Origin of the sequence: Pseudomonas sp. ANT_H4 (assembly GCF_008369295.1) — a bacterium.
Classification (GTDB): domain Bacteria; phylum Pseudomonadota; class Gammaproteobacteria; order Pseudomonadales; family Pseudomonadaceae; genus Aquipseudomonas.
The window spans coordinates 46,431-72,363 of the sequence record NZ_VOBG01000006.1; the positions used below are offsets into that span (position 1 = coordinate 46,431).

The 25,933-nt window shown below is 61.9% G+C and carries 32 protein-coding genes; 30 read left to right on the forward strand and 2 right to left on the reverse strand.

Annotation, left to right across the window (positions count from 1 at the left end; genetic code table 11):
* Nucleotides 1-46: 46 nt before the first annotated feature.
* From FQ182_RS09465 to FQ182_RS09495, 7 genes are all read left to right on the forward strand, one after another.
* Nucleotides 47-1,165: a chemotaxis response regulator protein-glutamate methylesterase gene (locus tag FQ182_RS09465; protein ID WP_149411401.1), complete on the forward strand. Its 1,119-nt coding sequence runs from the start codon at nt 47-49 to the stop codon at nt 1,163-1,165.
* On the forward strand, nt 1,165-1,905 hold the full coding sequence (locus tag FQ182_RS09470) for a flagellar motor protein (protein WP_133099128.1): 741 nt from the start codon (nt 1,165-1,167) through the stop codon (nt 1,903-1,905). The genes FQ182_RS09465 and FQ182_RS09470 overlap by 1 nt, the downstream gene beginning before the upstream one ends.
* 15 nt (nt 1,906-1,920) lie before the next feature.
* A complete protein-coding gene (gene motD / locus FQ182_RS09475) occupies nt 1,921-2,808 on the forward strand; it encodes a flagellar motor protein MotD (RefSeq protein ID WP_133099127.1) in 888 nt (295 codons plus the stop codon).
* A gap of 51 nt (nt 2,809-2,859) precedes the next feature.
* Nucleotides 2,860-3,648, forward strand: a complete 789-nt coding sequence (locus FQ182_RS09480) for a ParA family protein (protein WP_149411402.1) — start codon at nt 2,860-2,862, stop codon at nt 3,646-3,648.
* Nucleotides 3,649-3,732: 84 nt separating this feature from the next.
* The gene (locus FQ182_RS09485) at nt 3,733-4,560 is read left to right on the forward strand and encodes a CheW domain-containing protein (RefSeq protein WP_149411403.1); all 828 of its coding nucleotides are present in this window, start codon (nt 3,733-3,735) and stop codon (nt 4,558-4,560) included.
* 73 nt (nt 4,561-4,633) lie between these two features.
* A complete protein-coding gene (locus FQ182_RS09490) occupies nt 4,634-5,116 on the forward strand; it encodes a chemotaxis protein CheW (protein WP_003236843.1) in 483 nt (160 codons plus the stop codon).
* Complete coding sequence (locus FQ182_RS09495; protein WP_149411404.1) at nt 5,117-5,509, forward strand: DUF2802 domain-containing protein; 393 nt, start codon at nt 5,117-5,119, stop codon at nt 5,507-5,509.
* Nucleotides 5,510-5,822: 313 nt separating this feature from the next.
* On the opposite strand, the gene FQ182_RS09500 is transcribed toward FQ182_RS09495, so the two are convergent.
* Together FQ182_RS09500 and FQ182_RS09505 are read right to left on the reverse strand one after the other, a co-directional pair.
* Nucleotides 5,823-6,152 carry an EscU/YscU/HrcU family type III secretion system export apparatus switch protein gene (locus FQ182_RS09500; protein ID WP_149411405.1) on the reverse strand — a complete coding sequence of 110 codons (330 nt, stop codon included), beginning with the start codon at nt 6,150-6,152 and terminating at the stop codon, nt 5,823-5,825.
* Nucleotides 6,149-7,726 (reverse strand): flagellar hook-length control protein FliK, encoded by a 1,578-nt coding sequence (locus FQ182_RS09505; protein WP_149411406.1) that lies wholly within the window; start codon nt 7,724-7,726, stop codon nt 6,149-6,151. The genes FQ182_RS09500 and FQ182_RS09505 overlap by 4 nt, the downstream gene beginning before the upstream one ends.
* Nucleotides 7,727-7,923: 197 nt before the next feature.
* Between FQ182_RS09505 and ccmA the strand changes: the two genes are divergently transcribed.
* The 23 genes from ccmA (at nt 7,924) to phnP (ending at nt 25,901) form a co-directional block, all read left to right on the forward strand.
* A complete protein-coding gene (ccmA, locus tag FQ182_RS09510) occupies nt 7,924-8,559 on the forward strand; it encodes a cytochrome c biogenesis heme-transporting ATPase CcmA (RefSeq protein ID WP_149411407.1) in 636 nt (211 codons plus the stop codon).
* Nucleotides 8,556-9,224: a heme exporter protein CcmB gene (gene ccmB / locus FQ182_RS09515; protein WP_149411408.1), complete on the forward strand. Its 669-nt coding sequence runs from the start codon at nt 8,556-8,558 to the stop codon at nt 9,222-9,224. The genes ccmA and ccmB overlap by 4 nt, the downstream gene beginning before the upstream one ends.
* 78 nt (nt 9,225-9,302) lie before the next feature.
* Complete coding sequence (locus FQ182_RS09520) at nt 9,303-10,058, forward strand: heme ABC transporter permease (protein WP_133099116.1); 756 nt, start codon at nt 9,303-9,305, stop codon at nt 10,056-10,058.
* A complete protein-coding gene (ccmD, locus tag FQ182_RS09525; RefSeq protein ID WP_133099115.1) occupies nt 10,055-10,231 on the forward strand; it encodes a heme exporter protein CcmD in 177 nt (58 codons plus the stop codon). The genes FQ182_RS09520 and ccmD overlap by 4 nt, the downstream gene beginning before the upstream one ends.
* Nucleotides 10,228-10,683 (forward strand): cytochrome c maturation protein CcmE, encoded by a 456-nt coding sequence (gene ccmE / locus FQ182_RS09530; RefSeq protein ID WP_149411409.1) that lies wholly within the window; start codon nt 10,228-10,230, stop codon nt 10,681-10,683. The genes ccmD and ccmE overlap by 4 nt, the downstream gene beginning before the upstream one ends.
* 3 nt (nt 10,684-10,686) lie before the next feature.
* On the forward strand, nt 10,687-12,675 hold the full coding sequence (locus FQ182_RS09535; protein WP_149411410.1) for a heme lyase CcmF/NrfE family subunit: 1,989 nt from the start codon (nt 10,687-10,689) through the stop codon (nt 12,673-12,675).
* Nucleotides 12,672-13,208 carry a DsbE family thiol:disulfide interchange protein gene (locus FQ182_RS09540; protein WP_149411411.1) on the forward strand — a complete coding sequence of 179 codons (537 nt, stop codon included), beginning with the start codon at nt 12,672-12,674 and terminating at the stop codon, nt 13,206-13,208. Before FQ182_RS09535 ends, FQ182_RS09540 begins: the two co-directional genes overlap by 4 nt.
* Complete coding sequence (locus tag FQ182_RS09545; protein ID WP_149411412.1) at nt 13,205-13,678, forward strand: cytochrome c-type biogenesis protein; 474 nt, start codon at nt 13,205-13,207, stop codon at nt 13,676-13,678. The genes FQ182_RS09540 and FQ182_RS09545 overlap by 4 nt, the downstream gene beginning before the upstream one ends.
* A complete protein-coding gene (gene ccmI / locus FQ182_RS09550; protein ID WP_149411413.1) occupies nt 13,671-14,864 on the forward strand; it encodes a c-type cytochrome biogenesis protein CcmI in 1,194 nt (397 codons plus the stop codon). The genes FQ182_RS09545 and ccmI overlap by 8 nt, the downstream gene beginning before the upstream one ends.
* Before the next feature lie 16 nt (nt 14,865-14,880).
* The gene (locus FQ182_RS09555; protein WP_149411414.1) at nt 14,881-15,285 is read left to right on the forward strand and encodes a hypothetical protein; all 405 of its coding nucleotides are present in this window, start codon (nt 14,881-14,883) and stop codon (nt 15,283-15,285) included.
* Nucleotides 15,286-15,515: 230 nt separating this feature from the next.
* Entirely contained in the window at nt 15,516-16,349 is an 834-nt protein-coding gene (phnC, locus tag FQ182_RS09560) for a phosphonate ABC transporter ATP-binding protein (RefSeq protein ID WP_149411415.1), read from the forward strand.
* A gap of 32 nt (nt 16,350-16,381) precedes the next feature.
* The gene (phnD, locus tag FQ182_RS09565) at nt 16,382-17,383 is read left to right on the forward strand and encodes a phosphonate ABC transporter substrate-binding protein (protein ID WP_149411416.1); all 1,002 of its coding nucleotides are present in this window, start codon (nt 16,382-16,384) and stop codon (nt 17,381-17,383) included.
* A 52-nt stretch (nt 17,384-17,435) separates the two neighbouring features.
* Nucleotides 17,436-18,218, forward strand: coding sequence for a phosphonate ABC transporter, permease protein PhnE (gene phnE, locus FQ182_RS09570; RefSeq protein WP_149411417.1), 783 nt, complete (start codon nt 17,436-17,438; stop codon nt 18,216-18,218).
* A 35-nt stretch (nt 18,219-18,253) separates the two neighbouring features.
* Entirely contained in the window at nt 18,254-18,958 is a 705-nt protein-coding gene (gene phnF / locus FQ182_RS09575) for a phosphonate metabolism transcriptional regulator PhnF (protein WP_178114422.1), read from the forward strand.
* 11 nt (nt 18,959-18,969) lie between these two features.
* Nucleotides 18,970-19,407 carry a phosphonate C-P lyase system protein PhnG gene (phnG, locus tag FQ182_RS09580; protein ID WP_149411419.1) on the forward strand — a complete coding sequence of 146 codons (438 nt, stop codon included), beginning with the start codon at nt 18,970-18,972 and terminating at the stop codon, nt 19,405-19,407.
* On the forward strand, nt 19,407-19,997 hold the full coding sequence (phnH, locus tag FQ182_RS09585; RefSeq protein WP_149411420.1) for a phosphonate C-P lyase system protein PhnH: 591 nt from the start codon (nt 19,407-19,409) through the stop codon (nt 19,995-19,997). Before phnG ends, phnH begins: the two co-directional genes overlap by 1 nt.
* Nucleotides 19,997-21,073: a carbon-phosphorus lyase complex subunit PhnI gene (locus FQ182_RS09590; protein WP_149411421.1), complete on the forward strand. Its 1,077-nt coding sequence runs from the start codon at nt 19,997-19,999 to the stop codon at nt 21,071-21,073. Before phnH ends, FQ182_RS09590 begins: the two co-directional genes overlap by 1 nt.
* Nucleotides 21,066-21,932, forward strand: coding sequence for an alpha-D-ribose 1-methylphosphonate 5-phosphate C-P-lyase PhnJ (locus tag FQ182_RS09595; RefSeq protein ID WP_149411422.1), 867 nt, complete (start codon nt 21,066-21,068; stop codon nt 21,930-21,932). The genes FQ182_RS09590 and FQ182_RS09595 overlap by 8 nt, the downstream gene beginning before the upstream one ends.
* The gene (phnK, locus tag FQ182_RS09600) at nt 21,929-22,744 is read left to right on the forward strand and encodes a phosphonate C-P lyase system protein PhnK (RefSeq protein WP_149411423.1); all 816 of its coding nucleotides are present in this window, start codon (nt 21,929-21,931) and stop codon (nt 22,742-22,744) included. Before FQ182_RS09595 ends, phnK begins: the two co-directional genes overlap by 4 nt.
* Nucleotides 22,744-23,463, forward strand: coding sequence for a phosphonate C-P lyase system protein PhnL (gene phnL, locus FQ182_RS09605; protein ID WP_149411600.1), 720 nt, complete (start codon nt 22,744-22,746; stop codon nt 23,461-23,463). Before phnK ends, phnL begins: the two co-directional genes overlap by 1 nt.
* Complete coding sequence (locus tag FQ182_RS09610; RefSeq protein ID WP_149411424.1) at nt 23,453-24,598, forward strand: alpha-D-ribose 1-methylphosphonate 5-triphosphate diphosphatase; 1,146 nt, start codon at nt 23,453-23,455, stop codon at nt 24,596-24,598. The genes phnL and FQ182_RS09610 overlap by 11 nt, the downstream gene beginning before the upstream one ends.
* Nucleotides 24,598-25,161, forward strand: coding sequence for a phosphonate metabolism protein/1,5-bisphosphokinase (PRPP-forming) PhnN (gene phnN, locus FQ182_RS09615; protein ID WP_149411425.1), 564 nt, complete (start codon nt 24,598-24,600; stop codon nt 25,159-25,161). The genes FQ182_RS09610 and phnN overlap by 1 nt, the downstream gene beginning before the upstream one ends.
* Entirely contained in the window at nt 25,152-25,901 is a 750-nt protein-coding gene (gene phnP, locus FQ182_RS09620) for a phosphonate metabolism protein PhnP (protein ID WP_149411426.1), read from the forward strand. The genes phnN and phnP overlap by 10 nt, the downstream gene beginning before the upstream one ends.
* The last annotated feature ends 32 nt before the right edge of the window (nt 25,902-25,933 follow it).

Consider the following 25,933-nt stretch of genomic DNA (forward strand, 5'->3'; position numbering starts at 1 on the left):
TGGCTGGGTGGGGCGGTTGTCCCTCGCCTCGCCTAACGGAGTGGTTATGGTAGTCAAGGTTCTGGTGGTGGATGATTCGGGTTTCTTCCGCCGCCGCGTCTCGGAAATTCTTTCAGCGGATTCCAATATCCAGGTGGTCGGTACGGCCACCAACGGCAAAGAGGCGATCGATCAGGCTCTGGCGTTGAAGCCGGACGTAATCACCATGGACTACGAGATGCCGATGATGGATGGCATCACCGCTGTGCGGCACATCATGCAGCGCTGCCCGACCCCGGTGTTGATGTTCTCCTCGCTGACCCACGAAGGCGCGCGAGTGACCCTCGATGCGCTGGACGCTGGCGCCGTGGACTTCCTGCCGAAGAATTTCGAAGACATCTCGCGTAACCCCGAGAAGGTCAAGCAGATGCTCTGCGAGAAGGTGCACAGCATCTCGCGCAGTAATCGCAGCAGTTTCAGGGCTGCGGCGCCTGCCCCGGTAGCAGCCCCTCCCGTAGCGCCGAGCACGTTCGGTCGCGCGGCACCTGCACCGGTTGCGCGCGCTGCCGTGGCGCCGGCTCGTACAGCGGCACCCAGCACCCATTCGCCGGTCCCCAAGCGCAAGGCTTACAAGTTGGTTGCCATCGGTACGTCCACCGGCGGTCCGGTAGCTCTGCAACGGGTGTTGACTCAACTGCCGGCGAACTTCCCGACACCTATCGTACTGATCCAGCACATGCCCGCCGCGTTCACCAAGGCCTTCGCTGAGCGCCTGGACAAGCTGTGCCGCATCAGCGTCAAGGAAGCCGAGGATGGTGACATCCTGCGCCCTGGCCTGGCCCTGCTGGCCCCTGGCGGCAAACAGATGATGGTCGACGGCCGTGGCGCGATCAAAATCCTGCCTGGTGACGAGCGTCTGAACTACAAGCCCTGCGTGGATATCACCTTTGGTTCCGCCGCCAAGTCCTACGGCGACAAAGTTCTGGCGGTGGTGCTCACCGGCATGGGCGCCGACGGTCGCGAAGGTGCGCGCCTGCTCAAACAGGGCGGCAGTGCGATCTGGGCCCAGGATGAAGCCAGCTGCGTGATCTATGGCATGCCCATGGCCATCGTCAAGGCCGACCTGGCCGACGCCGTCTACAGCCTGGACGACATCGGCAAGCACTTGGTGGAGGCCTGTCTCTGATGGATGTGTTGAGCCTGTTGGGCATCATCCTCGCATTTGTCGCCATCATCGGTGGCAACTACCTGGAAGGCGGCCATATCGGCGCTCTGGCCAACGGCCCGGCGGCGTTGATCGTGATAGGCGGTACCGTGGGGGCGGCGTTGTTGCAGTCGCCCCTGAGTTCGTTCAAGCGCGCCATGCAGATCCTTATATGGATTATTTTTCCGCCGCGTGTGGATTTGCCAGGCGGCATCGATCGGGTGGTCAACTGGAGTCTCACGGCGCGCAAGGAAGGCCTGCTGGGCCTTGAGGGCGTGGCGGATGCCGAGCCCGACAGCTACGCGCGCAAAGGCCTGCAATTGCTGGTGGATGGCGCCGAGCCGGAAGCCATTCGCAGCATCCTGGAAGTGGACTTCTACACCCAGGAAAGCCGCGACATCAACGCCGCCAAAGTCTTTGAAAGTATGGGCGGCTACGCGCCGACCATTGGCATCATCGGTGCGGTCATGGGCCTGATCCATGTGATGGGCAACTTGGGCGACCCTTCGCAACTGGGCAGCGGTATCGCCGTGGCGTTTGTCGCCACCATCTATGGCGTGGCCAGCGCCAACCTGCTGCTGTTGCCGGTGGCCAGCAAGCTCAAGTCTATCGCCATGCGCCAGTCCCGTTATCGCGAGATGCTGCTTGAAGGCATCCTGTCGATTGCCGAGGGCGAGAACCCGCGCTCCATCGAATTGAAGCTCCAGGGCTTCATGGATTGATGGGAGGTATGTGTTGTGAGTCGTCGTCGCCGCGAGCCTGAAGAACACGTCAACCATGAACGCTGGCTGGTGTCCTACGCCGACTTCATCACCTTGCTGTTCGCCTTTTTCGTGGTGATGTACTCCATCTCGTCGATCAACGAAGGCAAGTACAAAGTTATCTCCGAAGCGCTGGTGGGTGTGTTCAGCGACTCGGACCGTGCCCTCAAGCCCATCCCCATTGGTGACGAACGCCCGAAAACCGTGACCCCGGCCAAGCCCCTGGTCAAGGACAGCGATGAAACCGACGCCGGCGTCAGTGGCGGTAGCGATCCGCTCAAAAGCATCGCCGATGACATCAGCGCTGCCTTTGGCGACCTGATCAGCTCCAACCAGATGACTATTCGTGGCAACGAATTGTGGGTTGAGATCGAGCTCAACTCCAGCCTGCTGTTCGCCAGCGCCGACGCCATGCCCAGCGATATGGCCTTCACCATCATCGACAAGGTGGCGACGATTTTGAAACCTTTCGATAACCCGATCCACGTCGAAGGTTTTACCGATAACTTGCCCATCAGCACGGCGCAGTACCCGACCAACTGGGAACTGTCCTCGGCCCGCTCGGCGAGTATCGTGCGCATGATGGCGATGCAGGGTGTAAACCCTGGGCGCCTGGCGTCGGTGGGTTATGGCGAGTTCCAGCCAGTGGCCAATAACGCCACTGCCGAAGGTCGCGCGCGCAACCGCCGGGTGGTGTTGGTGGTGTCGCGCAACCTGGATGTGCGCCGCAGCTTGACCGGCACCGGGACCGCCAATGCGCGACCGGATGCCGCATTGAAGCGGGCTGGCACACAAACTGCACCGACGCCAGTAAAGCCGCCGGGTCGAGAGAGTGCCGTCAATTCTCCGTCACCGGCTCTATAACCCCATGCTATTTCTCGGTAGAGCCTGTGCCTGCCGGGAGGAACAATCCGAATGAGAGTCTGGGCAGTTGCCAATCAAAAGGGTGGAGTCGGCAAGACCACCACCTCCATCGCCTTAGCCGGCTTGCTGGCCGAGGCGGGCAAGCGTGTGGTCGTGATCGACCTGGACCCCCATGGCTCGATGACCAGCTATTTCGGCTACGATCCTGACGCCCTGGAGCACAGCTGCTACGACCTGTTCCTGCACAAGGGCAGCGTACCCACCGGCTTGCCGGGACAATTGCTGCTGCCCACCAGTCATGACAAGGTTTCCCTGTTGCCGTCCAGCACCGCCCTGGCCACTCTTGAGCGCCAGTCGCCGGGGCAGAGCGGCCTGGGCCTGGTCATCGCCAAGACCCTGGCGCAACTGTGGCAAGACTTCGACTACGCCATTATCGACAGCCCGCCGTTGCTTGGCGTGCTGATGGTCAACGCCCTGGCGGCGAGCCAGCAACTGGTGATTCCGGTACAGACCGAGCACCTGGCAGTCAAAGGCCTGGAGCGGATGGTCAGCACCCTGGCGATGATCAACCGTTCGCGCAAACAGGCGCTGCCCTACAGCATCGTCCCGACGTTGTTTGACCGTCGCACCCAGGCGTCCCTCGGCACCTTGCGCGTTTTACGCGATGCCTATCCAGAGACCATCTGGCAAGGCTATATCCCGGTGGACACCCGGTTGCGCGATGCCAGCCGTGCCGGGCTTGTACCTTCGCAGTTCGACGGTAAAAGCCGTGGCGTGCTGGCATATCGGGCATTGCTCAAGCACTTGCTGTCGCAGCAGCTTGTTGCGCAGGTGGCGTGAGATGACCGTGAATTCAAGTCTGCGGGCTATTGTGCCGATAACCTCTAAATATAGGGTTAACGGGGCTTGCGCGTGGGCATACAAATGAATCGTCCTGTCGACCTCAAGACCCGGCCGCAGCTGGCTTTGCAGTCCTATCTGGACGCGTTGTTGCAGGATGCGACCGAGGATGAACTGCCTGAGCCGATCCTGGTGTTGGACGAAGTCGTCGAGCTGCCAAGCGTTGAGCCGGAAACCGCCCTGGATGAGTTTCAACTGGCCGTATTGGAAGAGCAGGCCCGTGATGCCCTGGTTGTTCCGGTTCCGGATCCAGTGACGAAACCTGTCAAGGAGGTGCCTGCGCCTTTGGCACTGGTGCCGTCTGTTGTGGTGACACCGGTGGCTGATGTTCACCTGCCACCGAGCATCACCCCGCCGCCAGTGGAGGGCGATGGCCGGCCAGCCTGGGCTGCCGAGCCGTTCGAATGCCTGCTGTTTGACGTGGCTGGCTTGACCCTGGCGGTGCCGTTGGTGTGCCTGGGTTCGATTTACTCGCTGGAAGGCCAGGAGCTGACACCGCTATTCGGTCAGCCGGAATGGTTCCTCGGCATTTTGCCGAGCCAGGCAGGCAACCTGAAGGTGCTGGACACCGCGCGCTGGGTCATGCCTGACCGGTATCGCGATGATTTTCGCCAGGGCCTGCAATACGTGATCTCGGTCCAGGGCTACGAGTGGGGGCTGGCGGTGCATCAAGTCAGCCGCTCGCTGCGTCTGGACCCCAACGAAATCAAATGGCGCAGCCACCGTGGCCAGCGGCCGTGGCTGGCGGGCACCGTGATCGAACACATGTGCGCGTTGCTGGATGTCGCCGAACTGGCGGAGCTGATTGCCAGCGGCGCGGTTAAAGCTATGCCGGGCAACAAACGTACTTGAATAAAAAAGTGCAGCACCGTTGTGCTGCCTACGAACACACACCGTTATCAACGGTTCTTGAAGGGGTCAGGGTATGAACAAGTCAGCGTCCGCACAGGGTTTGGATGATCCGATCCTGCAATGGGTTACCTTCAAACTGGACAACGAGTCCTACGGCATCAACGTGATGCGCGTGCAGGAAGTGCTGCGCTACACTGAAATCGCTCCGGTGCCGGGCGCGCCAAGCTACGTGCTGGGCATCATCAACCTGCGCGGCAACGTGGTGACGGTCATCGACACCCGCCAGCGCTTCGGCTTGGTCCCGACCGAAGTCAACGACAACACCCGTATCGTCATCATCGAAGCCGACAAGCAAGTGGTCGGGATCATGGTCGACAGCGTCGCTGAGGTGGTTTACCTGCGTCAATCGGAAGTGGAAACTGCGCCGAACGTCGGTAACGAAGAATCTGCCAAGTTCATCCAGGGCGTGTGCAACAAGAACGGCGAACTGCTGATTCTGGTTGAGCTGGACAAGATGATGAGCGAAGAAGAATGGTCGGATCTGGAGAACATCTGATTGATCCTTGAGGTAGCGGTGATCGTCCTGGCCCTGCTGTGGGTCGGGACACTGGTTATTTTGCTGCGCTACATGCGCCAGCAACGCGAATTGACCCTGCAACAGGCCGAGCGCGATGCTGTGCGCGACCAGCGCATGCGTGAACTGGCCAAGCGAGTCGACAACTACCAGCAAAGCGCTGTGCGCGTCGGGGAGGACGTGCACGAGTTGCGTTCAGTGCTGGCGCCATTGCCGGACAAACTGGCTGCGCTTGAACAGCGCGATCCGTCGAACCTGTCTTTTGCCCAAGCGGCGAAGTTGGTGGGCATGGGCGCTACGGTCGATGAGCTGACCCAGTCCTGCGGCTTGACCCAGGCTGAGGCACAGTTGATGAGTAAGTTGCACAAGAGCTGACGTATCCTGGCCCAAAAAAAACCGCTGACCTGACGAAGGCAGCGGTTTTTTTTGAGGCCTGCTCAGACTGCTTATTGTGCGGCCTACGTAGCCTCGCTAAAGCTCGACAACTGCTACGGTGATTTGTGTAGATATTTCCTTCGTAGCAGCTGTCGAGTAAAACGAGGCTGCGTTGGGGGCGACTCGGTGTTGGGGTCTGATCTGATGGCTGTGGTGCGGCTTACGTAGCCTCGCTGGGGCTCGACAACTGTTACGGGACGTTTTTCCGTCATGATAAGTAGATATGCAGACGGCCCCGTATACCTGCGCAACCTCAATAATCGTCCCCGCGCTCCGTCACATCCCGCTCTACCGGCCTCGCATCCGGGTCGTACCCCACCGGGAACTTGCCCTTCAACGTCCAGGCAAACGCAATGATCTCAGCGATGGTGCGGTACAACTCCTCGGGGATGCTGTCGCCCAACTCCATCCGCGCCAGCAATTTGACCAGTTCGGCATTTTCATAAATCGGTACTTCATTTTCTCGCGCCAACCTGAGGATGGCTTCGGCGAGGGCGTCGTCGCCCTTGGCGGTCAGGGTTGGCGCGGCTTTGCCGTCGTATTTGAGGGCGATGGCCTGGCGCGGCGGGGTGGGGTTTTTCATGCGGTTTCATCCACCCAACGTTGCTCAAGCCCGGTTTTCGGGCCACGGGGCGGGGTACCGAGGTGGCAGTCGAGGTCGCCGACGTTGAGCCCAGATGACACCAGGCGCTCGCGCAGGCTGCCCAAGTGGCTTTCGATCAGGCTGGCGGTGAAGGGGCGGGTGGCCCAGAGCTGGCTGGAGAGTTTGCCCTGGGTCAGTTGCGCCTGGACCTGCAACGGGCCCAAGGGCTCCATGTCAAAGGCCAGTTCCACGCGCCAGAGCATCTTTTTCGCGTCCCGTTCGATCTTGCGTTCGGGCTGTTCTTTGTCTGGCGCCGGTTCTTCACGCTGGAACTTGACCTGCAAGGGCACGATGTCTTGCAAGGTGCGCATGGGGATTTCCAGTTGCCAGGTGGTTTGCAGCCGCCCATCGGCGGTGGTGCCGGTTTGTTCCAGGCTCGACAGTTGATGGCTCTGCAAGCGGGAGATGGCGCCGGCGGCCAGGCGCAGCAGGTTTTCCAGGCTGCCTTCGCCCTCCAGGCGTTGCATCAACCGTTCAGGCAAGGGAAAGCCGCCGGGGGAGGGCTTCGCACCAACCTGGCCGAGGGTGCCCAGCGGGCTGCGTACGAAGCTGGGCAGCATTTGGGCCAGCGTGTTGGCCGCCAGGATCGCATTGAGGCTGGTGCTGGCGGGCAGGGCGGGCATCAACTCTGCCACCAGCCGCAGCAGGCTGCCTTTCATGTCGAGGGGCGGCACCTGTGGATTTTGTCCCGCCAGTAATTTGGCTTCCAGAAACACGCCGCTGTTCTGTAGCAACTGAGCCAAGGCCTTGGGATTGCTGACTTGCGCCAAGTCCGGCAACCCGGCCAGTAAACGCTCCACGGCAGCGCGCAGCTCCACCGGCGTGTCGTCGCTGCGGGGCAGGTTTTGCAGGGCCTTGAGCACGCCCTCCAGGGAGCCCTGGCGGCTCTGCTGGGTGGCGAGTTGTTGGCTGACGGCCAGTTGATCCCGGCGATTGCTCAGGGGCACGAAACTCAAGGTCTGAGCATCCTGGATCACGGCGCTGAGCAGACTGCCAACCCGTAGCGGCTGCGGGCTTTCGAGGGTCAGGGTCGCGCCGCTCAGGGCATTGTTGAGCACCGAGATCAGCGAACGAAAGAGCGCAGGCTGCCCGGCACCCTGGGGCAAGGCCTGGCTGGTCAGCACCTTGGCTTGCAGCAGTGTGCCTACTGGCAATTGGTTGGTGTCGATGCGGGTGAGGGCGGCGACGTTGGCGCTGAGGGCCTGTTGCAGGCTGATGGCCAGGTCGCCCGATGAGGTCTGGCTCACTGCCACATTGCTGCCCAGCGGCAGCGGTTGGGTGCTGTTGGCCTGCACTAGGGTTTGTCGGCCGCCTTCCAGGGTCAACTTGAGCAACAGCTGAAAGGCTTCGCCACCTTGCTTGAGGGCCAGGACCTCGGCGTTCACAGTTTTCCCGGCATCTATCAGCCCGGCCTGGGGCTCCAGCAGTTTCAGCAACTCACCGACCGCCGGGGCAGGGCGAGGCCCGGCCGGGGCCGCTGGAGGAAGCGTTGGAAGGTTGATGTCACCGGTCATCGCACGCGCCGTCTCAAGGAAATTGCCCTCTTTAGAGTAGGGCATCGCATGTATAATGCCGCCCGTCTTCAAAGAGAGTGTCAAAAACATCACAACTGATTGATCCAACTCTCTAAAACAGGCGGCCAATGCATTTACTCTGCATCTCTATAACGGCCGATCCATTGCCGACTTGAACCGTAAAGGCCCGCGATCTCTTGACCAGCCCTCTTCTAGAAGCCGTAGCGCTCGCTTGTGAACGCGACCTGCGGATGCTCTTCGAACACCTCGAACTGCGTCTGGCGGCCGGCGACATGGTGCAGATCAGCGGACCCAACGGCAGCGGCAAGACCAGCCTGTTGCGCCTGTTGGCCGGGTTGATGGCGCCAACGGCGGGCGAAGTGCGGCTCAACGGCAAACCCTTGGCCGAGCAACGTACAGAGCTGGCCCGCAATCTGTTGTGGATTGGCCATGCTGCCGGGATCAAGGACGTGCTGACGCCCGAGGAAAACCTCAGTTGGCTCAGCGCCCTGCATCACCCGGCAACCCGCGAGTCGATCTGGCAGGCCCTGGCCGCTGTTGGCCTGAAGGGTTTTGAAGATGTTCCCTGTCATACCCTGTCCGCCGGCCAGCAGCGCCGCGTGGCCCTGGCCCGCCTGTATCTGGACGGCCCGCTGCTGTGGATTCTCGACGAACCCTTCACTGCCCTCGATAAACAGGGCGTGGCGCAACTGGAAGAACACCTGGCCAACCACTGTGAATTGGGCGGCATGGTGATCCTGACCACCCACCATACGCTGACGCGGATGCCGTCTGGTTACCGTGACCTGGACCTGGGACGGTGGTCGGTATGAGGGTCTTCGCCCTGTTGGTCGCCCGTGAAGCGCGGCTGTTGTGTCGCCGCCCGGCAGAACTGGCCAACCCGCTGGTGTTTTTCGCGATTGTCATTGCCTTGTTCCCGTTGGCGGTCGGACCCGAGACTAAACTGTTGCAAACCTTGTCTCCGGGACTGGTCTGGGTAGCAGCCCTTTTGTCCGTCCTGCTCTCGCTGGACGGGCTGTTTCGCAGTGATTTCGAGGATGGTTCCCTAGAACAGTGGGTCCTTTCGTCGCACCCCCTGCCTCTTCTGGTTCTGGCCAAGGTACTGGCACACTGGGCGTTTTCCGGCCTGGCGTTGGTTTTGCTCGCGCCACTGCTGGCGATGATGCTGGGATTGCCCGCCGAGTGCCTGCCGGTGTTGCTCATGTCATTGTTGCTTGGCACGCCGGTATTGAGTCTTTTGGGAGCCGTCGGTGCGGCATTGACCGTCGGCCTGAAACGGGGAGGCCTGCTGCTGGCCCTGCTGATTTTACCTTTGTATATCCCGGTGTTGATCCTGGGCAGCGGTGCTTTGCAAGCTGCGCTCATGGGCATGCCGGCAACCGGTTACCTCTTGTGGCTTGGTAGCCTGACCGCCCTGGCGGTAACCCTGACACCTTTTGCTATAGCCGCCGGCCTGAAAATAAGCGTCGGCGAATAATGAGGTCTGGCTAATATTTAGCCAGTAAAGACCCTTGGCTTCTTGCACTGCCTTGAAGCAACCGTGATGGACACAGCAATGAACTGGATCTGGTTTCACAAGCTCGGCTCGCCCAAGTGGTTCTATGGCATCAGTGGCAAAATGCTGCCATGGCTCAGCGTCGCCGCCGTTTTGCTCATTGGCACCGGCCTGGTCTGGGGCCTGGCCTTCGCGCCGCCGGACTACCAGCAAGGCAACAGCTTTCGCATCATCTACATTCATGTTCCTGCCGCGATGCTGGCCCAGTCCTGCTATGTGATGCTAGCGGTGTGCGGTATTGTCGGCCTGGTGTGGAAGATGAAACTGGCCGACGTCGCCCTGCAATGCGCTGCGCCCATCGGCGCCTGGATGACCGCCGTGGCGCTAGTCACCGGAGCGATCTGGGGCAAACCGACCTGGGGCTCGTGGTGGGTGTGGGATGCTCGACTAACGTCCATGCTGATCCTGCTGTTTCTGTACTTCGGTCTTATTGCGCTGGGCAACGCCATCAGCAATCGTGACAGCGCCGCCAAGGCCTGCGCGGTGCTGGCGATTGTTGGCGTGATCAATATCCCGATCATCAAGTATTCGGTGGAGTGGTGGAACACCCTGCACCAGGGCGCTACCTTCACCCTTACCGAAAAGCCGGCGATGCCTGTGGAAATGTGGGCACCTTTGCTGCTGATGCTGCTGGGTTTCTACTGCTTTTTCGGCGCCGTGCTGCTGATGCGCATGCGCCTGGAAGTGCTCAAGCGTGAACCCCGCGCCAGTTGGGTCAAGGCCCATGTACAAAATAGCCTGGGAGCCCGTGGATGAGTTTCGCCTCTTTCAGTGAATTTCTCGCCATGGGCCATCACGGCCTGTATGTCTGGACGGCCTATGGCATCTGCCTGGCGGTTCTGGCCCTCAACGTCGTCGCGCCGATCCTGGCCCGCAAGCGTTACCTGCAACAAGAGGCGCGTCGTCTGCGCCGGGAGACCGATAAGTGAAACCGCTGCGTAGAAAGCGTCTTTTGATCATCCTTGCCATTCTGGTAGGCGTCGGCGCTGCCGTCGGCCTGGCCCTGAGTGCCTTGCAGCAGAATATCAATCTGTTCTACACCCCGACCCAGATTGCCAACGGCGAAGCGCCGCAGGACACCCGCATCCGCGCCGGTGGCATGGTCGAGGCCGGCTCCCTGAAACGTACTGGCGACTCCCTGGACGTCCAGTTCGTGGTCACCGACTTCAATAAGTCTGTAACCATCACCTACCGCGGCATCCTCCCGGACCTGTTCCGCGAAGGCCAGGGCATCGTTGCCCTGGGCAAGCTCAACGCCGACGGCGTGGTGGTGGCCGATGAAGTGCTGGCCAAGCACGATGAAAAGTACATGCCGCCGGAAGTGACCAAAGCGTTGAAAGACAGCGGTCAATCGGCCCCAACCCCTGCCAAGGAGGGCTAAGCGATGACGTCAGCACTTTATATTCCAGAGCTGGGCCAACTGGCGATGATCCTCGCCCTGTGCTTCGCCGTGGTTCAGGCCATCGTCCCGTTGCTGGGCGCCTGGCGCGGTGATCGTCTGTGGATGAGCCTGGCCCAGCCAGCCGCCTGGGGCCAGTTCGCCTTTCTCGCCTTTGCCTTTGGCTGCCTGACCTACGCGTTCATGACTGACGACTTTTCTGTCGCCTACGTCGCCAGTAACTCCAACACCGCCTTGCCCTGGTACTACAAGTTCAGCGCTGTGTGGGGTGCCCACGAAGGCTCTCTGCTGCTGTGGGCACTGATCCTCGGCGGCTGGACCTTTGCCGTGTCGATATTCTCCCGGCAGTTGCCCCAAGTGATGCTGGCCCGGGTGCTGGCGGTGATGGGCATGATCAGCATCGGCTTCCTGCTGTTTTTGATCATGACCTCTAACCCGTTCACGCGACTCCTGCCGCAAATTCCGACGAACGGGAACGACCTCAACCCGCTGTTGCAAGACATCGGCCTGATCGTCCATCCGCCGATGCTCTACATGGGTTATGTCGGTTTCTCTGTGGCCTTCGCCTTCGCCATTGCCGCACTCTTGGGCGGGCGTCTCGATGCAGCCTGGGCGCGCTGGTCGCGGCCATGGACCATCGTCGCCTGGGCCTTCCTCGGCATCGGCATTACGCTGGGCTCCTGGTGGGCCTACTACGAACTCGGCTGGGGCGGCTGGTGGTTCTGGGACCCGGTGGAAAACGCGTCCTTCATGCCCTGGCTGGTGGGCACGGCGCTGATTCACTCGTTGGCCGTCACTGAAAAACGTGGCGTATTCAAGAGCTGGACCGTGTTGCTGGCCATTGCCGCGTTCTCCCTGAGCTTGCTGGGGACTTTCCTGGTGCGTTCCGGTGTGCTGACCTCCGTCCACGCTTTCGCATCCGATCCCGAGCGCGGCGTGTTCATCTTGATCTTCCTGCTGTTCGTGGTCGGCGGCTCATTGACCCTGTTTGCCCTGCGCGCGCCGGTGGTCAAGAGCCACGTTGGCTTCAACCTCTGGTCGCGGGAAACCCTATTGCTAGGCAACAACCTGGTGCTGGTGGTAGCAGCATCGATGATCCTGCTGGGCACCCTGTACCCGCTGGTGCTCGACGCCCTGACCGGCGCCAAGCTGTCCGTCGGCCCGCCGTACTTCAACGCGTTGTTCATCCCGTTGATGGGCCTGCTGATGGTGGTGATGGCGGTCGGCATGCTGGTGCGCTGGAAAGACACCCCAGTGAAATGGCTGGTGGGCATGTTGACCCCGGTGCTGCTGGGCAGCGCCGCGCTGGCAGTGGTGGCCGGGATTGCCTACGGCGACTTCAACTGGGCGGTACTGGCGACCTTCATGCTCGCCGCCTGGGTATTGCTGGCCGGCGTACGCGACATTTTCGACAAGACCCGCCACAAAGGCCTGATCAAAGGCTTGCCAAGCTTGACCCGCAGCTACTGGGGCATGCAGGTCGCGCACATTGGCATCGCCGTTTGCGCCCTGGGCGTGGTGTTGTCCAGCCAGAACAGTGCCGAGCGCGACCTGCGCCTGGCGCCGGGCGAATCCATGGACCTGGGCGGTTACCAGTTTGTCTTCGAGGGTGCCAAGCACTTCGAAGGGCCAAACTTCACCTCCGATAAGGGCACCGTGCGCGTCATTCGCAACGGCAAGGAAATTTCGGTACTGCACCCGGAAAAACGCTTGTACACCGTGCAAAATTCGGTGATGACCGAGGCAGGGATCGACGTCGGATTCACCCGTGACCTCTACGTCGCCCTGGGCGAGCCGTTGGGCGATGGCGCCTGGGCCGTGCGGGTCCACGTCAAACCGTTCGTGCGCTGGATCTGGTTCGGCGCCCTGCTCACCGGGATCGGTGGCTTGCTGGCAGCGATGGACCGGCGTTACCGAGTCAAGGTCAAGAGCCAGGTGCGTGAAGCTCTTGGTATGCAGGGAGCAGCAGTATGAAGCGTTGGTTGATGGTGTTGCCGCTGGCAGTGTTCCTGCTGGTGGCGGTGTTCCTGTATCGCGGGCTGTATCTGGACCCGACCGAGTTGCCTTCGGCGATGATCGGCAAGCCGTTCCCGGTGTTCTCGTTGCCTACGGTGCAGGGCGACAAAACCCTGACCCAGGCCGACCTGGTCGGCAAGCCGGCGCTGGTCAATGTCTGGGCCACCTGGTGCATTTCCTGTCGTGTCGAGCACCCGGTGCTGAACAAACTGGCCGAGCAGGGCGTGGTGATCTACGGCGTCAACTACAAGGATGACAACGCGGCGGCCCTGAAGTGGTTGGCAGAGTTCCACAATCCGTACCAGATGGATATACGCGACGAAGATGGCAATCTCGGCTTGAACCTCGGCGTCTACGGTGCCCCGGAAACCTTCTTCATCGACGCCAAGGGCGTGATCCGTGACAAGTTCGTCGGCGTGATCGACGAAGTGGTCTGGCGCGAACAACTGGCCGCCAAATACCAGGCGCTGGTGGATGAGGCTAAGCCATGAAGCGTTGGTTAGCCGCTGCTGTATTGGGCTTGAGCATGGCCGGCGTGGCCCACGCAGCCATCGATACCTACGAATTTGCCAAGGACGGCGACCGCGAGCGCTTTCGCGAACTGACCAAGGAACTGCGCTGCCCCAAGTGCCAGAACCAGGACATCGCCGACTCCAACGCGCCAATCGCTGCCGACCTGCGCAAAGAGATCTTCCGCATGCTCGGCGAGGGCAAGGACAATCAGCAGATCATCGACTTCATGGTCGACCGCTACGGTGAGTTCGTGCGTTACAGGCCGGCCCTCACCGGCAAGACCGCGCTGCTCTGGTTCGGCCCTGCCGGGCTGTTGCTGGGCGGGCTGGTGATCATTGCCGTGATCATCCGCCGCCGTCGCGCCGCCCCGGCCAAAGGGTCGGACACGCTTTCCGTCGATGAGCGTCAACGCCTCGACCAACTGCTGGACAAAAAAACTGATGATTGATTTCTGGCTCGCAGCAGGTCTGTTGCTTTTGGTTGCCTTGAGCTTCCTGTTGATCCCGGTTTTGCGCGGCCGCCGTGCCCAGCGTGAAGAGGACCGTACTGCGCTGAACGTGGCGCTCTATCAGGAACGCGTAGCGGAACTGCAAACTCAGCAGGACGAAGGTGTGCTCAATGCGGCGCAACTGGATACCGGTCGCGCTGAAGCTGCCCGTGAGTTGCTGGCGGATACCGAGGGCGTGGAAAAGCCTCGGGAATCGCGTCTGGGCAAGCCGTTGCCGTTGTTGGCCGCTTTTCTCGTGCCGGTGTTGGGCGTTGCGCTGTACTTGCATTACGGCGCCAGCGACAAGGTGGAACTGACCCGCGAATTTTCCCAGCCACCGGTGTCCATGGAAGACATGATCCAGCGCCTGGAGCGGGCTGCCGAAGCGCAGCCGGATTCGCCGGAAGGCTTGTACTTCCTCGGCCGCGCCTACATGGCCCAGGACCGTTCGGCAGATGCCGCGAAAGTCTTCGAACGTACCGTCGCATTGGCGGGCCGTCAGCCGGAATTGCTGGGGCAATGGGCTCAGGCGCAGTACTTTGCCGACAACAAACAATGGTCGCCCAAGATTCAGGCCTTGACCGATGAAGCGTTGAAGCTGGATCCGAAGGAAGTCACCAGCCTCGGCCTGCTCGGTATCGCCGCCTTTGAAGGCCAGCGTTATCAGGAGGCGATGGATTACTGGAACCGCCTGCTGGCCCAACTGCCACCGCAAGACAACTCCCGTGCGGCGCTGCAAGGTGGGATTGATCGCGCGGCGCAGAAGTTGAAAGAGGGCGGCGGGGCCGTGGCACCGGTCAAGGTTGGCGCGGTGCTCAAGGTTCGCGTCGATCTATCTGCTGATGTGAAGGCCAAGGCCTTGCCGGGCGACAGCGTGTTCATCTTCGCCCGCGCCGTCAAAGGCCCGCCTGCGCCATTGGCCGCCAAGCGTGTCACCGTGGCCGACCTGCCGATCACCGTCGAACTGGGCGACGCCGACGCGATGATGCCGCAGTTGAAACTGTCCAACTTTCCCGAAGTCCAACTGGTTGCGCGCATCTCCCGGGCCGGTCAACCGACTGCCGGCGAGTGGATCGGCCGCAGCCAACCCTTGGCCAGCAGCACCACGGCGACGCAGCAGTTGACCATCGACAGTCCGGATAAGTAATTTCGAGGAAACGCCCATGACCGCCATCGCTCGTATCACCCTGCTCAGCCTGGTTCTGGGGTTGAGCGCTTGCGCGGTTCATCGGCCTCCCGCGCCTACCGGCCCGACCATCCCGCCGTCGGGGCCGTCGACCCAGCCGGGCACTAAATCTGGTACCAAACCTTCCGGGCCAGTAATTGCACCGCCCAAGGCGCCGCCGAGCACGTCCGCGACCTTCGCGCCGCCGCCTGGGGCTGCGAGCCATTGGGACGGGAAGATGCAGGTATATGTGCTGGAAGAGCAGTCAGATACGTTCTACCGCCAGCGCACCTACTACCGCTGGAGCAACGGCTGGAGCCGCTCTATCAGCCCGAACGGGCCTTGGGAAGAGACCGATATCCACGGCGTGCCGCCGGGGTTGAGCAAGCAATACGCACAATGAAAAAAGGCGACCTTCGGGTCGCCTTTTTCATTACTGGCTGGAGTGCAACCTGATGATGGGCAAATCCCTCGCCACACGTTCCTGGCTCCCCATCCCAACCTTTCATCAAACCTTAACCAAACCGTTTCACCCCCGTCATGTGCAAGTCATAGGCCTGACACACCCCGCGCTTACTGTCGTTTGAACTCAAATACAGCCACGGATGGCTGTTCAACCAGACAGAGAAGCCCATGACTACAGCTATCCATGTCGATCATCTGAACAAGACCTTTGCGAAGAAGTCCGCATTGGTCGACCTCGAACTCACCATCGCATCCGGTGAGATGGTCGCGCTGATTGGCGCTTCCGGTTCCGGCAAGTCCACGTTGTTGCGCCACCTCGCGGGCCTGGCCTGTTGCGACAAGAGCAACGGCGGCAGCATCAAGGTGCTGGGCCGGGAAGTGCAGGCCAGCGGGCGATTGAATGGCAAGGTGCGGCGGTTGCGGGCTGATATCGGCTATATCTTCCAGCAGTTCAACCTGGTCAACCGCCTGAGCGTGCTGGACAACGTGCTGCTCGGTTGCCTGGGCCGCATGCCGCGCTGGCGAGGCAACCTCGGCTTGTTCAATGCCGAGGAAAAACAGTTCGCCATGGAATCCCTGGCCCGCGTCGGCCTGGCCGACCTGGCCGCTCAGCGCGCCTCCACCCTGTCCGGCGGCCAGCAGCAGCGTGTGGCGATTGCCCGTGCATTGACCCAGCGTGCCGAAGTGATCCTCGCCGACGAACCCATCGCCTCTCTCGACCCGGAGTCAGCGCGTAAGGTCATGGAGATTCTCGCCGATATCAACCGCCGCGACGGCAAGACCGTAGTGGTGACCCTGCATCAAGTCGATTACGCCATGCGTTATTGCCCGCGAGCCGTGGCGCTCAAGGGCGGGCGGGTTCATTTCGATGGGCAAGCCTCGCAGATGAGCAGCCAGTTCCTCAATGATTTGTACGGTGCCGACGTCGACACCAGCCTGATGTTTTCCGACCAGTCCCGCCGCACCGAGATCACGCCTCGGCTGGCGCTGGCGCGCGCTTGAAAGCCCATCCACGACCCACAGGAATCCCTTCCATGTTGAACCGCATCGGCCACGTGTTTCTGTCCGCCGTCTTGTTGGCAAGTGTCGCGATGGGCAATGCCCAGGCGGCCGACAAAGCCATCAACTTCGGCATCATGTCCACTGAGTCTTCGCAAAACCTCAAGAGCATCTGGCAGCCGTTTCTGGATGACATGCACAAGAAGACCGGCCTGACCATCAACGCCACCTTCGCCTCCGACTACGCCGGCCTGATCCAGGGCATGCGCTTCAACAAGGTCGACGTCGCCTGGCTGGGCAACAAGGCCGCCATGGAAGCGGTGGACCGCTCCAACGGCGAGATCTTCGCCCAGACCGCCGCCGCCGACGGTGCCGCCGGTTACTGGAGTGTGCTGATCGTGCGCAAGGACAGCCCGATCAACTCTGTGGAAGACATGCTCAAGAATGCGAAGAACCTGACCTTCGGCAACGGTGATCCGAACTCCACCTCGGGCTATCTGGTGCCGGGCTACTACGTGTTCGCCAAGAACCACGTCGACGCCGCTACTGCCTTCAAACGCACCCTCAACTCCAGCCATGAGGTCAACGCCTTGAGCGTTGCCAAGGGGCAGTTGGACGTTGCCACCTTCAACACCGAGAGCTGGGGCCGCCTGGAAGCAACCCAGCCGGACAAGGCCGCGCTGCTCAAGGTGATCTGGAAGTCGCCGCTGATCCCTGCCGACCCGCTGGTGTGGAGCAAGGCGTTGACCGACAGCGAGAGAACCAAGATCCGCGACTTCATCTTCAACTACGGCGACACCGATGAAGAGAAGGTCGTGCTGAAGAATATGCAACTGGGCAAGTTTCTTGCCTCCAGCGATGACCAACTGTTGCCGATCCGCCAGCTGGAACTGTTCAAACAACGCACCACCATCACCGCCGATACCAAGCTGGAAGCCGCCGACAAGGCCAAGAAACTCGCCGATATCGACGCCGACCTTGCCAAGTTGCAGCAGCGCATTACCGAGTTGGACAAGAAGACCGCAGCCAACGGCTGATCCCCTGGCGCGGCGCAAAAAAAAACGCCGCGCCTCCTTCTGAGAGAGACCCATGACCACTCTGCACGCTGAAGCTGTCGGCAAGCGCACCTGGCCCCAGTACCTCGGTTGGGGCTTGTTCCTGATCGTGCTGGCCTGGGCCTGGCGCGGCGCCGAAATGAACCCGCTGGCGCTGTACCGCGATTCCGGAAACATGGCGACCTTCGCCTCCGACTTCTTTCCGCCGGACTTCCATGAATGGCGCTCCTACCTCAAGGAGATGATTGTCACCGTGCAAATTGCCCTCTGGGGCACGGTGCTGGCGATTGTCTGCTCGGTGCCGCTGGGCATTCTCTGCGCCGACAACATCACGCCATGGTGGATTCACCAGCCGCTGCGCCGGGTGATGGACGCCTTCCGCTCGATCAATGAAATGGTCTTCGCCATGTTGTTCGTGGTGGCGGTCGGCCTCGGTCCTTTTGCCGGTGTTCTGGCCTTGTGGATCAGCACCACCGGCGTTCTCGCCAAGCTGTTTGCCGAAGCCGTCGAAGCCATCGACCCAGGTCCGGTGGAAGGCGTTCGGGCTACCGGTGCCAGTGCCTTGCAAGAGGTGATCTACGGCGTGATCCCGCAAGTGATGCCGCTGTGGGTGTCCTACGCGCTCTACCGCTTTGAAGCCAACGTGCGCTCGGCGACGGTGGTGGGGATGGTCGGTGCTGGCGGGATCGGCGTGATCCTCTGGGAAAATATCCGCGCCTTCCAGTTCGTGCAGACCTGCGCGGTGCTGCTGGTGATCATCGTGGTGGTGAGCATGATCGACGTCCTTTCCCAACGCCTGCGCAAGCGGTTCATCTGACTCCGGAGGGGTGCCCTTGGGCGCTTTTTTTAACCATGCAGTTGTCTAGACAAGATGAACCGGTGTACCGCGAACTCGCAGACATCCTGCGCCGCGAGCTGAGTGACTACCTGGCCGGCGACTTCCTGCCCGCCGAGGTGCAGTTGGCCGAACGCTTCGGCGTCAACCGTCACACCCTGCGCCGCGCCATTGATGAACTGGTGTTCGAAGGCAGCCTGTTGCGCCGCCAAGGCAAAGGCACCCAGGTGCTGGAGCGGCCGCTGATTTACCCGATGGGCGCCGACACCGCTTACAGCCAGTCACTGTCGGCCCAAGGCTTGGGCGTGGAAGCGGTGCTGCTCAAGCGTCGCTATTGCTTCGCCAGCCGCGAAGAAGCCGAGCATCTGGGCATCGCCGAGATGGCGCCGATGATCGAGTTGCAAACCCTGCGCAAGCTCGATCACCAGCCCGTCAGCCTGATCCGCCATCGCTACTGCGCCAGCCGCGCACCGCTGCTGGCGGACTACGTCGGCGGCTCCCTGCGCCATTACTTGCGTGAACGCGACCTGCCGCTGACCCGCACCCTGAGTCTGATCGGTGCCCGTTTGCCCAGCCGCGACGAAGCCGCGCTGCTGATGATGCCTCGGCATTTACCCGCGCTGAGTGTGTTCACCCTTTCCCGCGATCGCGACGGCCACCCGGTGGAGCTTGCGCAGTCCACCAGCCGTTCGGATCGCTTCCAGTACCAGGTAGTGACCTGATGGAGACCCAGATGAACCCGTCCAAGCGACAATACTGGATCGGCGTGCTCGCCCGCGCGCGCCTCTGTGAACTGCAACCTCACGAAGACGCCTTGCGTGATGTGGACTACCAACTGATCCGCGCTCCCGAAGTCGGCATGACCCTGGTGCGTGGCCGCATGGGTGGCAATGGCGCGCCATTCAACGTCGGCGAAATGAGCGTGACCCGCTGCGTGGTGCGCCTGGCCGATGGCCGTACCGGCTACAGCTATCTGGCGGGGCGCGACAAGCTCCACGCCGAGTTGGCGGCCCTGGCCGACGCGCATTTGCAGGGTGCGCAGCCGAGCCTTTGGCTCAGTGAATTGATCACCTCTTTAGCCAATGCCCAGGCCACACGTCGGGCGCAGAAAGAGGCAGAAACCGCTGCCACCAAGGTGGAGTTCTTCACCCTGGTCCGAGGAGAAAGCTGATGAATGCCCAACTGTTGCAACCGGCGTTTGTTGATCCTGTGTTGGATGCCCAGCAGGGTTTTCGTGGGGCGCTCAAGGCCCTGGCCGAACCGGGCATGATCCAGGCCTTATCCACCGCACCGAGCCTCGACGGCCTGGCGCCCGCTACTTACGCCTTGTGCCTGGCTTTATTGGATGTGGACACGCCGCTGTGGCTGGCGCCGTCCTTCGACACGCCGCTGATTCGCGCCAACCTGGCGTTCCATTGCGGTTGCCCGCTGACTGCGCGCCGGGAAGAAGCATCGTTTGCCTTGCTCGATGCCCAGGAGCTGCTGGACCTGAGCGGTTTTGATCACGGTAATGATCGCTACCCCGACCAGTCCTGCACGCTGCTGGTCCAGTTGCCCGAACTGGAGGCCGGTCGCCCGCTGAATTGGCGCGGTCCGGGGATCAAGAGCCAGCGCCGGGTCAGCCTGCCGCTGCCCCACGGCTTCTGGCTGGAACGCCAGCGTCGCGAGGCCTTCCCCCGTGGCCTGGACGTGCTGTTCGCCGCCGGTCACCACCTGATCGGCCTGCCCCGCAGCACCCGAATCGTAGAGGAGCTTGCCTGATGTACGTAGCCGTCAAAGGTGGCGAACAGGCCATCGACAATGCCCACCGCCTGCTGGCGAAAAAACGCCGGGGCGATACCACTATTACCGAACTTGGCGTCGAGCAGATCCGCCAGCAACTGCCCCTGGCCGTGGCTCGGGTGATGAGCGAAGGCTCACTGTACGACGAAGAACTGGCCGCGCTGGCGATCAAGCAAGCGGCGGGGGATCTGGTGGAAGCGATCTTCCTGCTGCGGGCCTACCGCACCACGTTGCCACGCTTCAGCCCGAGCCTGGCGATTGATACCTCGGCGATGCAACTCAGTCGGCGCTTGTCGGCGACGTTCAAGGATGTGCCCGGCGGTCAATTATTGGGTCCGACGTTTGACTACACCCATCGCCTGCTGGACTTCGCATTGCTGGCCGAAGGTGAGTATCCGGGGCCGCAGACCACTCCTGGCGCGAGCCTGGAACCTTGCCCGCGAGTGCTGGGATTGTTGGTGAAAGAAGGCCTGATCAAAAACGAGTCCGACAACGAAGGCACCGTCGCCGACATCACCCGCGACCCGCTGGAGTACCCGGCCAATCGGGCCCAACGCCTGCAGGCCCTGGCCCGTGGCGACGAAGGTTTTCTGCTGGCCCTGGGTTACTCGACCCAACGCGGTTACGGCCGTAATCACCCGTTTGCCGGGGAAATTCGCATCGGCGACGTGGAGGTGTGGATCGAGCCCGAAGAGCTGGGTTTCGCCATCTGCCTGGGCAGCATCGAAGTGACCGAGTGCGAGATGGTCAATCAGTTCGTTGGCTCGGCCACGGAGCTGGCGCAGTTCACCCGCGGCTACGGTTTGGCTTTCGGTCACGCCGAGCGCAAGGCCATGGGCATGGCGCTGGTGGACCGCTCGTTGCGGGCCGAGGAGTTCAACGAAGAAATCGTCTCACCGGCGCAGCGCGAAGAGTTTGTGCTGGCCCACTGCGACAACGTCGAGGCCGCAGGTTTTGTCTCGCACCTCAAATTGCCTCACTACGTGGACTTCCAGTCCGAGCTGGAGCTGATCCGCAAACTGCGCCAACCGGCCGAGGGCACCCGCCATGAATGACCTGACCCAGACACCCGCGCGTGACCCGGCGTACAACTTCGCCTACCTCGACGAACAGACCAAACGCATGATCCGCCGCGCCTTGCTCAAGGCCGTGGCGATCCCCGGTTACCAGGTGCCATTCGGCGGGCGCGAGATGCCGTTACCTTATGGCTGGGGCACCGGCGGCATGCAATTGACCGCCGCGATTTTGGGTGCTGACGACGTGCTTAAGGTCATCGACCAAGGCGCCGATGACACCACCAACGCGGTCTCCATTCGCCGCTTCTTCGCCCGCACCGCTGGCGTCGCCACCACCGAAAGCACGCCGGACGCGACGGTGATCCAGACCCGCCACCGCATCCCGGAAACCCCGTTGCAGGCCGATCAGATCATGGTTTATCAGGTGCCGATTCCGGAGCCGCTGCGCTTTATCGAACCCTCGGAAACCGAGACCCGCACCATGCACGCCCTCAACGATTACGGGGTGATGCACGTAAAACTCTACGAGGACATCGCCACCTTCGGCCATATCGCCACCAGCTACGCCTACCCGGTGATGGTCGACGAACGCTACGTGATGGACCCGTCTCCGATCCCCAAATTCGACAACCCGAAACTCGACATGAGCCCGGCGCTGATGCTGTTTGGCGCAGGTCGGGAAAAGCGTTTGTACGCGGTGCCGCCGTACACCCAAGTCACCAGCCTCGACTTTGAGGATCACCCGTTTGAGGTGCAGAAGTGGGAGCAGTGCTGCGCCATTTGCGCCAGCCGCGATTCCTTCCTCGATGAGCTGATTCTCGACGACGCCGGTACCCAGAGTTTTGTCTGTTCCGACACCTGGTACTGCGCCCAACGGGTCAAGGAGAGCAACCAATGAATCAACCCATGATGAAACCACAACCTGTCGAACCCCTGTTGCAAGTGCGCGATTTGTCGCTGCTGTATGGCCCGCAAAAGGGCTGCCAGGGCGTGAGCTTCGACCTGTATCCCGGCGAAGTGCTGGGGATTGTCGGCGAGTCCGGCTCGGGGAAATCCACCTTGCTCTCGCTGCTCAGCGGGCGCTTGCCGCCGCAGGCCGGGAGCATTGCCTATCGCTTAAAAGAGAGCCGCGGCAAGGGCGGCGAATGGCTCGACTTGTACAGCGCCAGTGAAGCTGAGCGGCGTACTTTGCTGCGTACCGAATGGGGCTTCGTCGAACAAAATCCACGGGACGGCCTGCGCATGGGCGTCTCGGCTGGCGCCAACATCGGCGAGCGCCTGATGGCACAAGGCGTGCGCAATTACCAGCAACTGCGGGGCGCCGGCCTCGACTGGCTGAGCCAGGTTGAAATCGACCCGCTGCGCATCGACGACTTGCCCCGGACATTCTCCGGCGGTATGCAACAACGCCTGCAAATCGCCCGCAACCTCGTTTCGAGCCCGCGCCTGGTGTTTATGGACGAACCCACCGGCGGCCTCGACGTTTCTGTGCAGGCGCGCTTGCTCGACCTGCTGCGTGGCCTGGTGCGCGAGCTGGACCTGGCGGTGGTGATTGTCACCCACGACCTGGCGGTGGCGCGTCTGCTGGCCGACCGCTTGATGGTGATGCGCCGCTCACGGGTGGTGGAAACCGGGCTGACGGACCAGATCCTTGATGATCCGCAGCACCCTTACTCTCAACTGCTGGTGTCTTCGGTACTGCAGCCATGATGAACGCCTTGATCGAGGTCCGTGACCTCTCGAAAACCTTCACTTTGCACCAGCAAAACGGCGTGGTCCTCAACGTGCTGCGCGGGGTGAATTTCAGCGTAAAGAGTGGCGAATGCCTGGTGCTGCACGGCCAGTCCGGCGCCGGTAAAAGCACCTTGCTGCGCACCTTGTACGGCAACTACCTGCCGGCTGGCGGCAGCATCCGTGTGCAGCATGCCGGTGCGTGGCTGGAGCTGGTGGGCGCCGCACCTCGGGACATTCTCCAGGTGCGCCAGCAGACCCTCGGCTACGTCAGCCAGTTCTTGCGGGTGATCCCTCGGGTGGCGTGCCTGGATGTGGTGATGGAGCCAGCCCTGGCCCGTGGCTGGTCCACGTCGTTGGCGCGCTCGCGTGCCGAGTTATTGCTCACTCGCCTGAACATCCCCGAGCGCCTGTGGCAGCTGGCACCAGGCACCTTCTCCGGTGGCGAGCAGCAGCGGGTCAACATAGCTCGCGGCTTCATGGTGGAGTGGCCAGTGATGCTGCTGGACGAACCCACCGCGTCCCTGGACGACAGCAATCGCCAGGTGGTGCTGGAACTGATGAATGAAGCCAAGGCTGGCGGCGCTGCGCTGATCGGCATCTTCCATGACCGCGCCGCCCGTGAAGCAGTGGCCGACCGTCATTTAGATATGACCCCCACCGCCGTCGCCGAAGAGGAATACGCCCATGCTCGCTGAACAGATCCTCAGCAATGCTCGCTTGGTCAGCGCTGACCGGGTGTTCCTCGGCTCCCTGGTGCTGCGTGACGGGGTGATTGTCGACATCGCCGAAGGCCGCAGCCAGTTGCCTCAGGCCCAGGATTTGAATGGCGATTTCCTGTTGCCGGGGCTGGTGGAATTGCACACCGATAACCTGGAAAAACACATGACCCCGCGTCCCGGCGTGGACTGGCCATCCACCTCGGCGGTGCTCAGCCACGACGCGCAGATCATCGCCGCCGGCATCACCACGGTATTCGACGCGGTGTCCATCGGCGACGTCAATCCCAAGGGCAACCGCATGCAGAAACTGCCGGCGATGCTCGACGCCATTGCCTCGGCTGAAAGCGCCGGCCTGACCCGCGCCGAACACCGGCTGCACCTGCGCTGCGAGCTGTGCCATCCCGATACGTTGAGTGTGTTCCGCGACCTGGTGGAAAACCCGCTGGTGCAACTGGTGTCGGTGATGGACCACTCGCCGGGCCAGCGCCAGTTCGTGCTGCAATCCAAGTACCGTGAGTACTACATGGGCAAGTACCATTTGAACGACGAGACGATGGACGCCTTCATCATCCTGCAAATGGCCAACTCACGGGAGTACAGCGACCGCTACCGCGCCGCCATCGTCGAGCATTGCCTGGCTCGCGGCCTGTCGGTGGCCAGCCATGACGACGCCACGCTGGCCCATGTCGAGGAATCGGCACGCTACGGCATGACCATCGCTGAATTCCCCACCACCCTCGAAGCGGCCCGTGGCTGCCAGCAAGTGGGCATGAAGGTGCTGATGGGCGCACCGAACATTGTGCGCGGCGGTTCCCACTCGGGTAATGTGGCCGCCGCTGGCCTGGCCGCCGAGGGATTGCTGGATATACTTTCCAGTGACTACTACCCGGCCAGTCTGCTGCAAGCGGCCTTTGCACTGGCCGCGCTGGACAACGACTGCGATCTGCCCCAGGCGGTCAAGATGATCAGCCTGGCGCCTGCACGAGCGGCAGGCTTGAGCGATCGCGGCGAAATTGCCATTGGCCTGCGGGCAGACCTGGTGCAAGCCAGGACGCAAGACGGGCTGCCAGTGGTCCAACAAGTCTGGCGACAAGCGAAGAGGGTGTTTTGATGGCAGGCAGGTTGATCTATCTCATCGGACCATCGGGTTCGGGCAAGGACAGCCTGCTGGATGCCGCGCGAACGCGGTTGGCCGAACGCGGCTGCCGCATCGTGCGCCGCGTCATCACCCGCTCGGCAGAAGCCGTGGGTGAAGCCGCCCAAGGCGTCAGCCCTGAACAGTTCACTGCCCTTGAAGCCGAGGGCGCGTTTGCCCTCAGTTGGCACGCCAACGGTTTGTCTTACGGCATCCCACGGGAGATCGACGATTGGCTGACGGCGGGGGAGGACGTGCTGGTCAACGGCTCTCGTGCTCATCTGGCGCAAACCCGGCTACGTTATCCGACGCTGCTGGTGGTGTTGCTGACGGTTGATCAAGCGGTATTGCGCCAGCGTTTGCTGGCGCGGGGGCGCGAATCCCTGGCCGACATTGACGAGCGGCTGGCGCGTAATACCCGATTCAGTGAGGGCTTGATCGCTGCACCGGGGGTGTTCCTGCTCGATAATTCCGGCCAGTTGGACCACACGGTCGAGCGCCTGCTGGGCTGCCTCGACGGACAGCCCGCATGCGCCTGACCCTGCTGGGCACCGGCGACGCCCGCCAAGTCCCGGTTTATGGCTGCGAATGCGCCGCCTGCGGTCTTGCCGGCAGCGATGAAAGCCTGCGTCGCCGGCCGTGCAGCGCGCTGATCGAATGCGGTGACCAGCGTTGGCTGATCGACAGCGGTTTGCCCGACCTCACCGAACGCTTCCCGCCACGCAGCTTCAACGGGATTTTCCAGACGCATTACCATGCCGATCACGCCCAAGGCCTGCTGCATCTGCGCTGGGGCCACGGGCTGGTGATTCCGGTGCATGGGCCGATGGATTCGCAAGGCCTGTCCGATCTCTACAAACACCCCGGCATCCTCGATTTCAGCCAGCCGTTTGCCGAATTTGAAGCCCGCCAGTTTGGTGAGCTGACCGTCACCGCGTTGCCGCTGCAACACTCCAAACCGACCCTTGGTTATCTGCTTGAAGGGGAAGGCCGCCGCATCGCCTATCTGACCGACACTGTTGGCTTGCCACCCGCCACTAGCGCCTGGCTACAGCGTGCGCCCCTGGATGTGCTGGTGCTCGACTGCTCCATGCCGCCGCAACCCCTGGCGCCGCGTAATCACAATGATCTGACGCTGGCGTTGCAGTGCGTTGATGAAGTGGGTGCGCAACTGGGGGTATTGACCCATGTGGGGCATACCCTGGATGCCTGGTTGTTGCAGCATCGAAGTGAGTTGCCGCGCCACGTGACGGTCGGGTGGGATGGACGGGTGGTTTAGCCGCACGCCTCAACTCCAAACCTGCCGGCCAA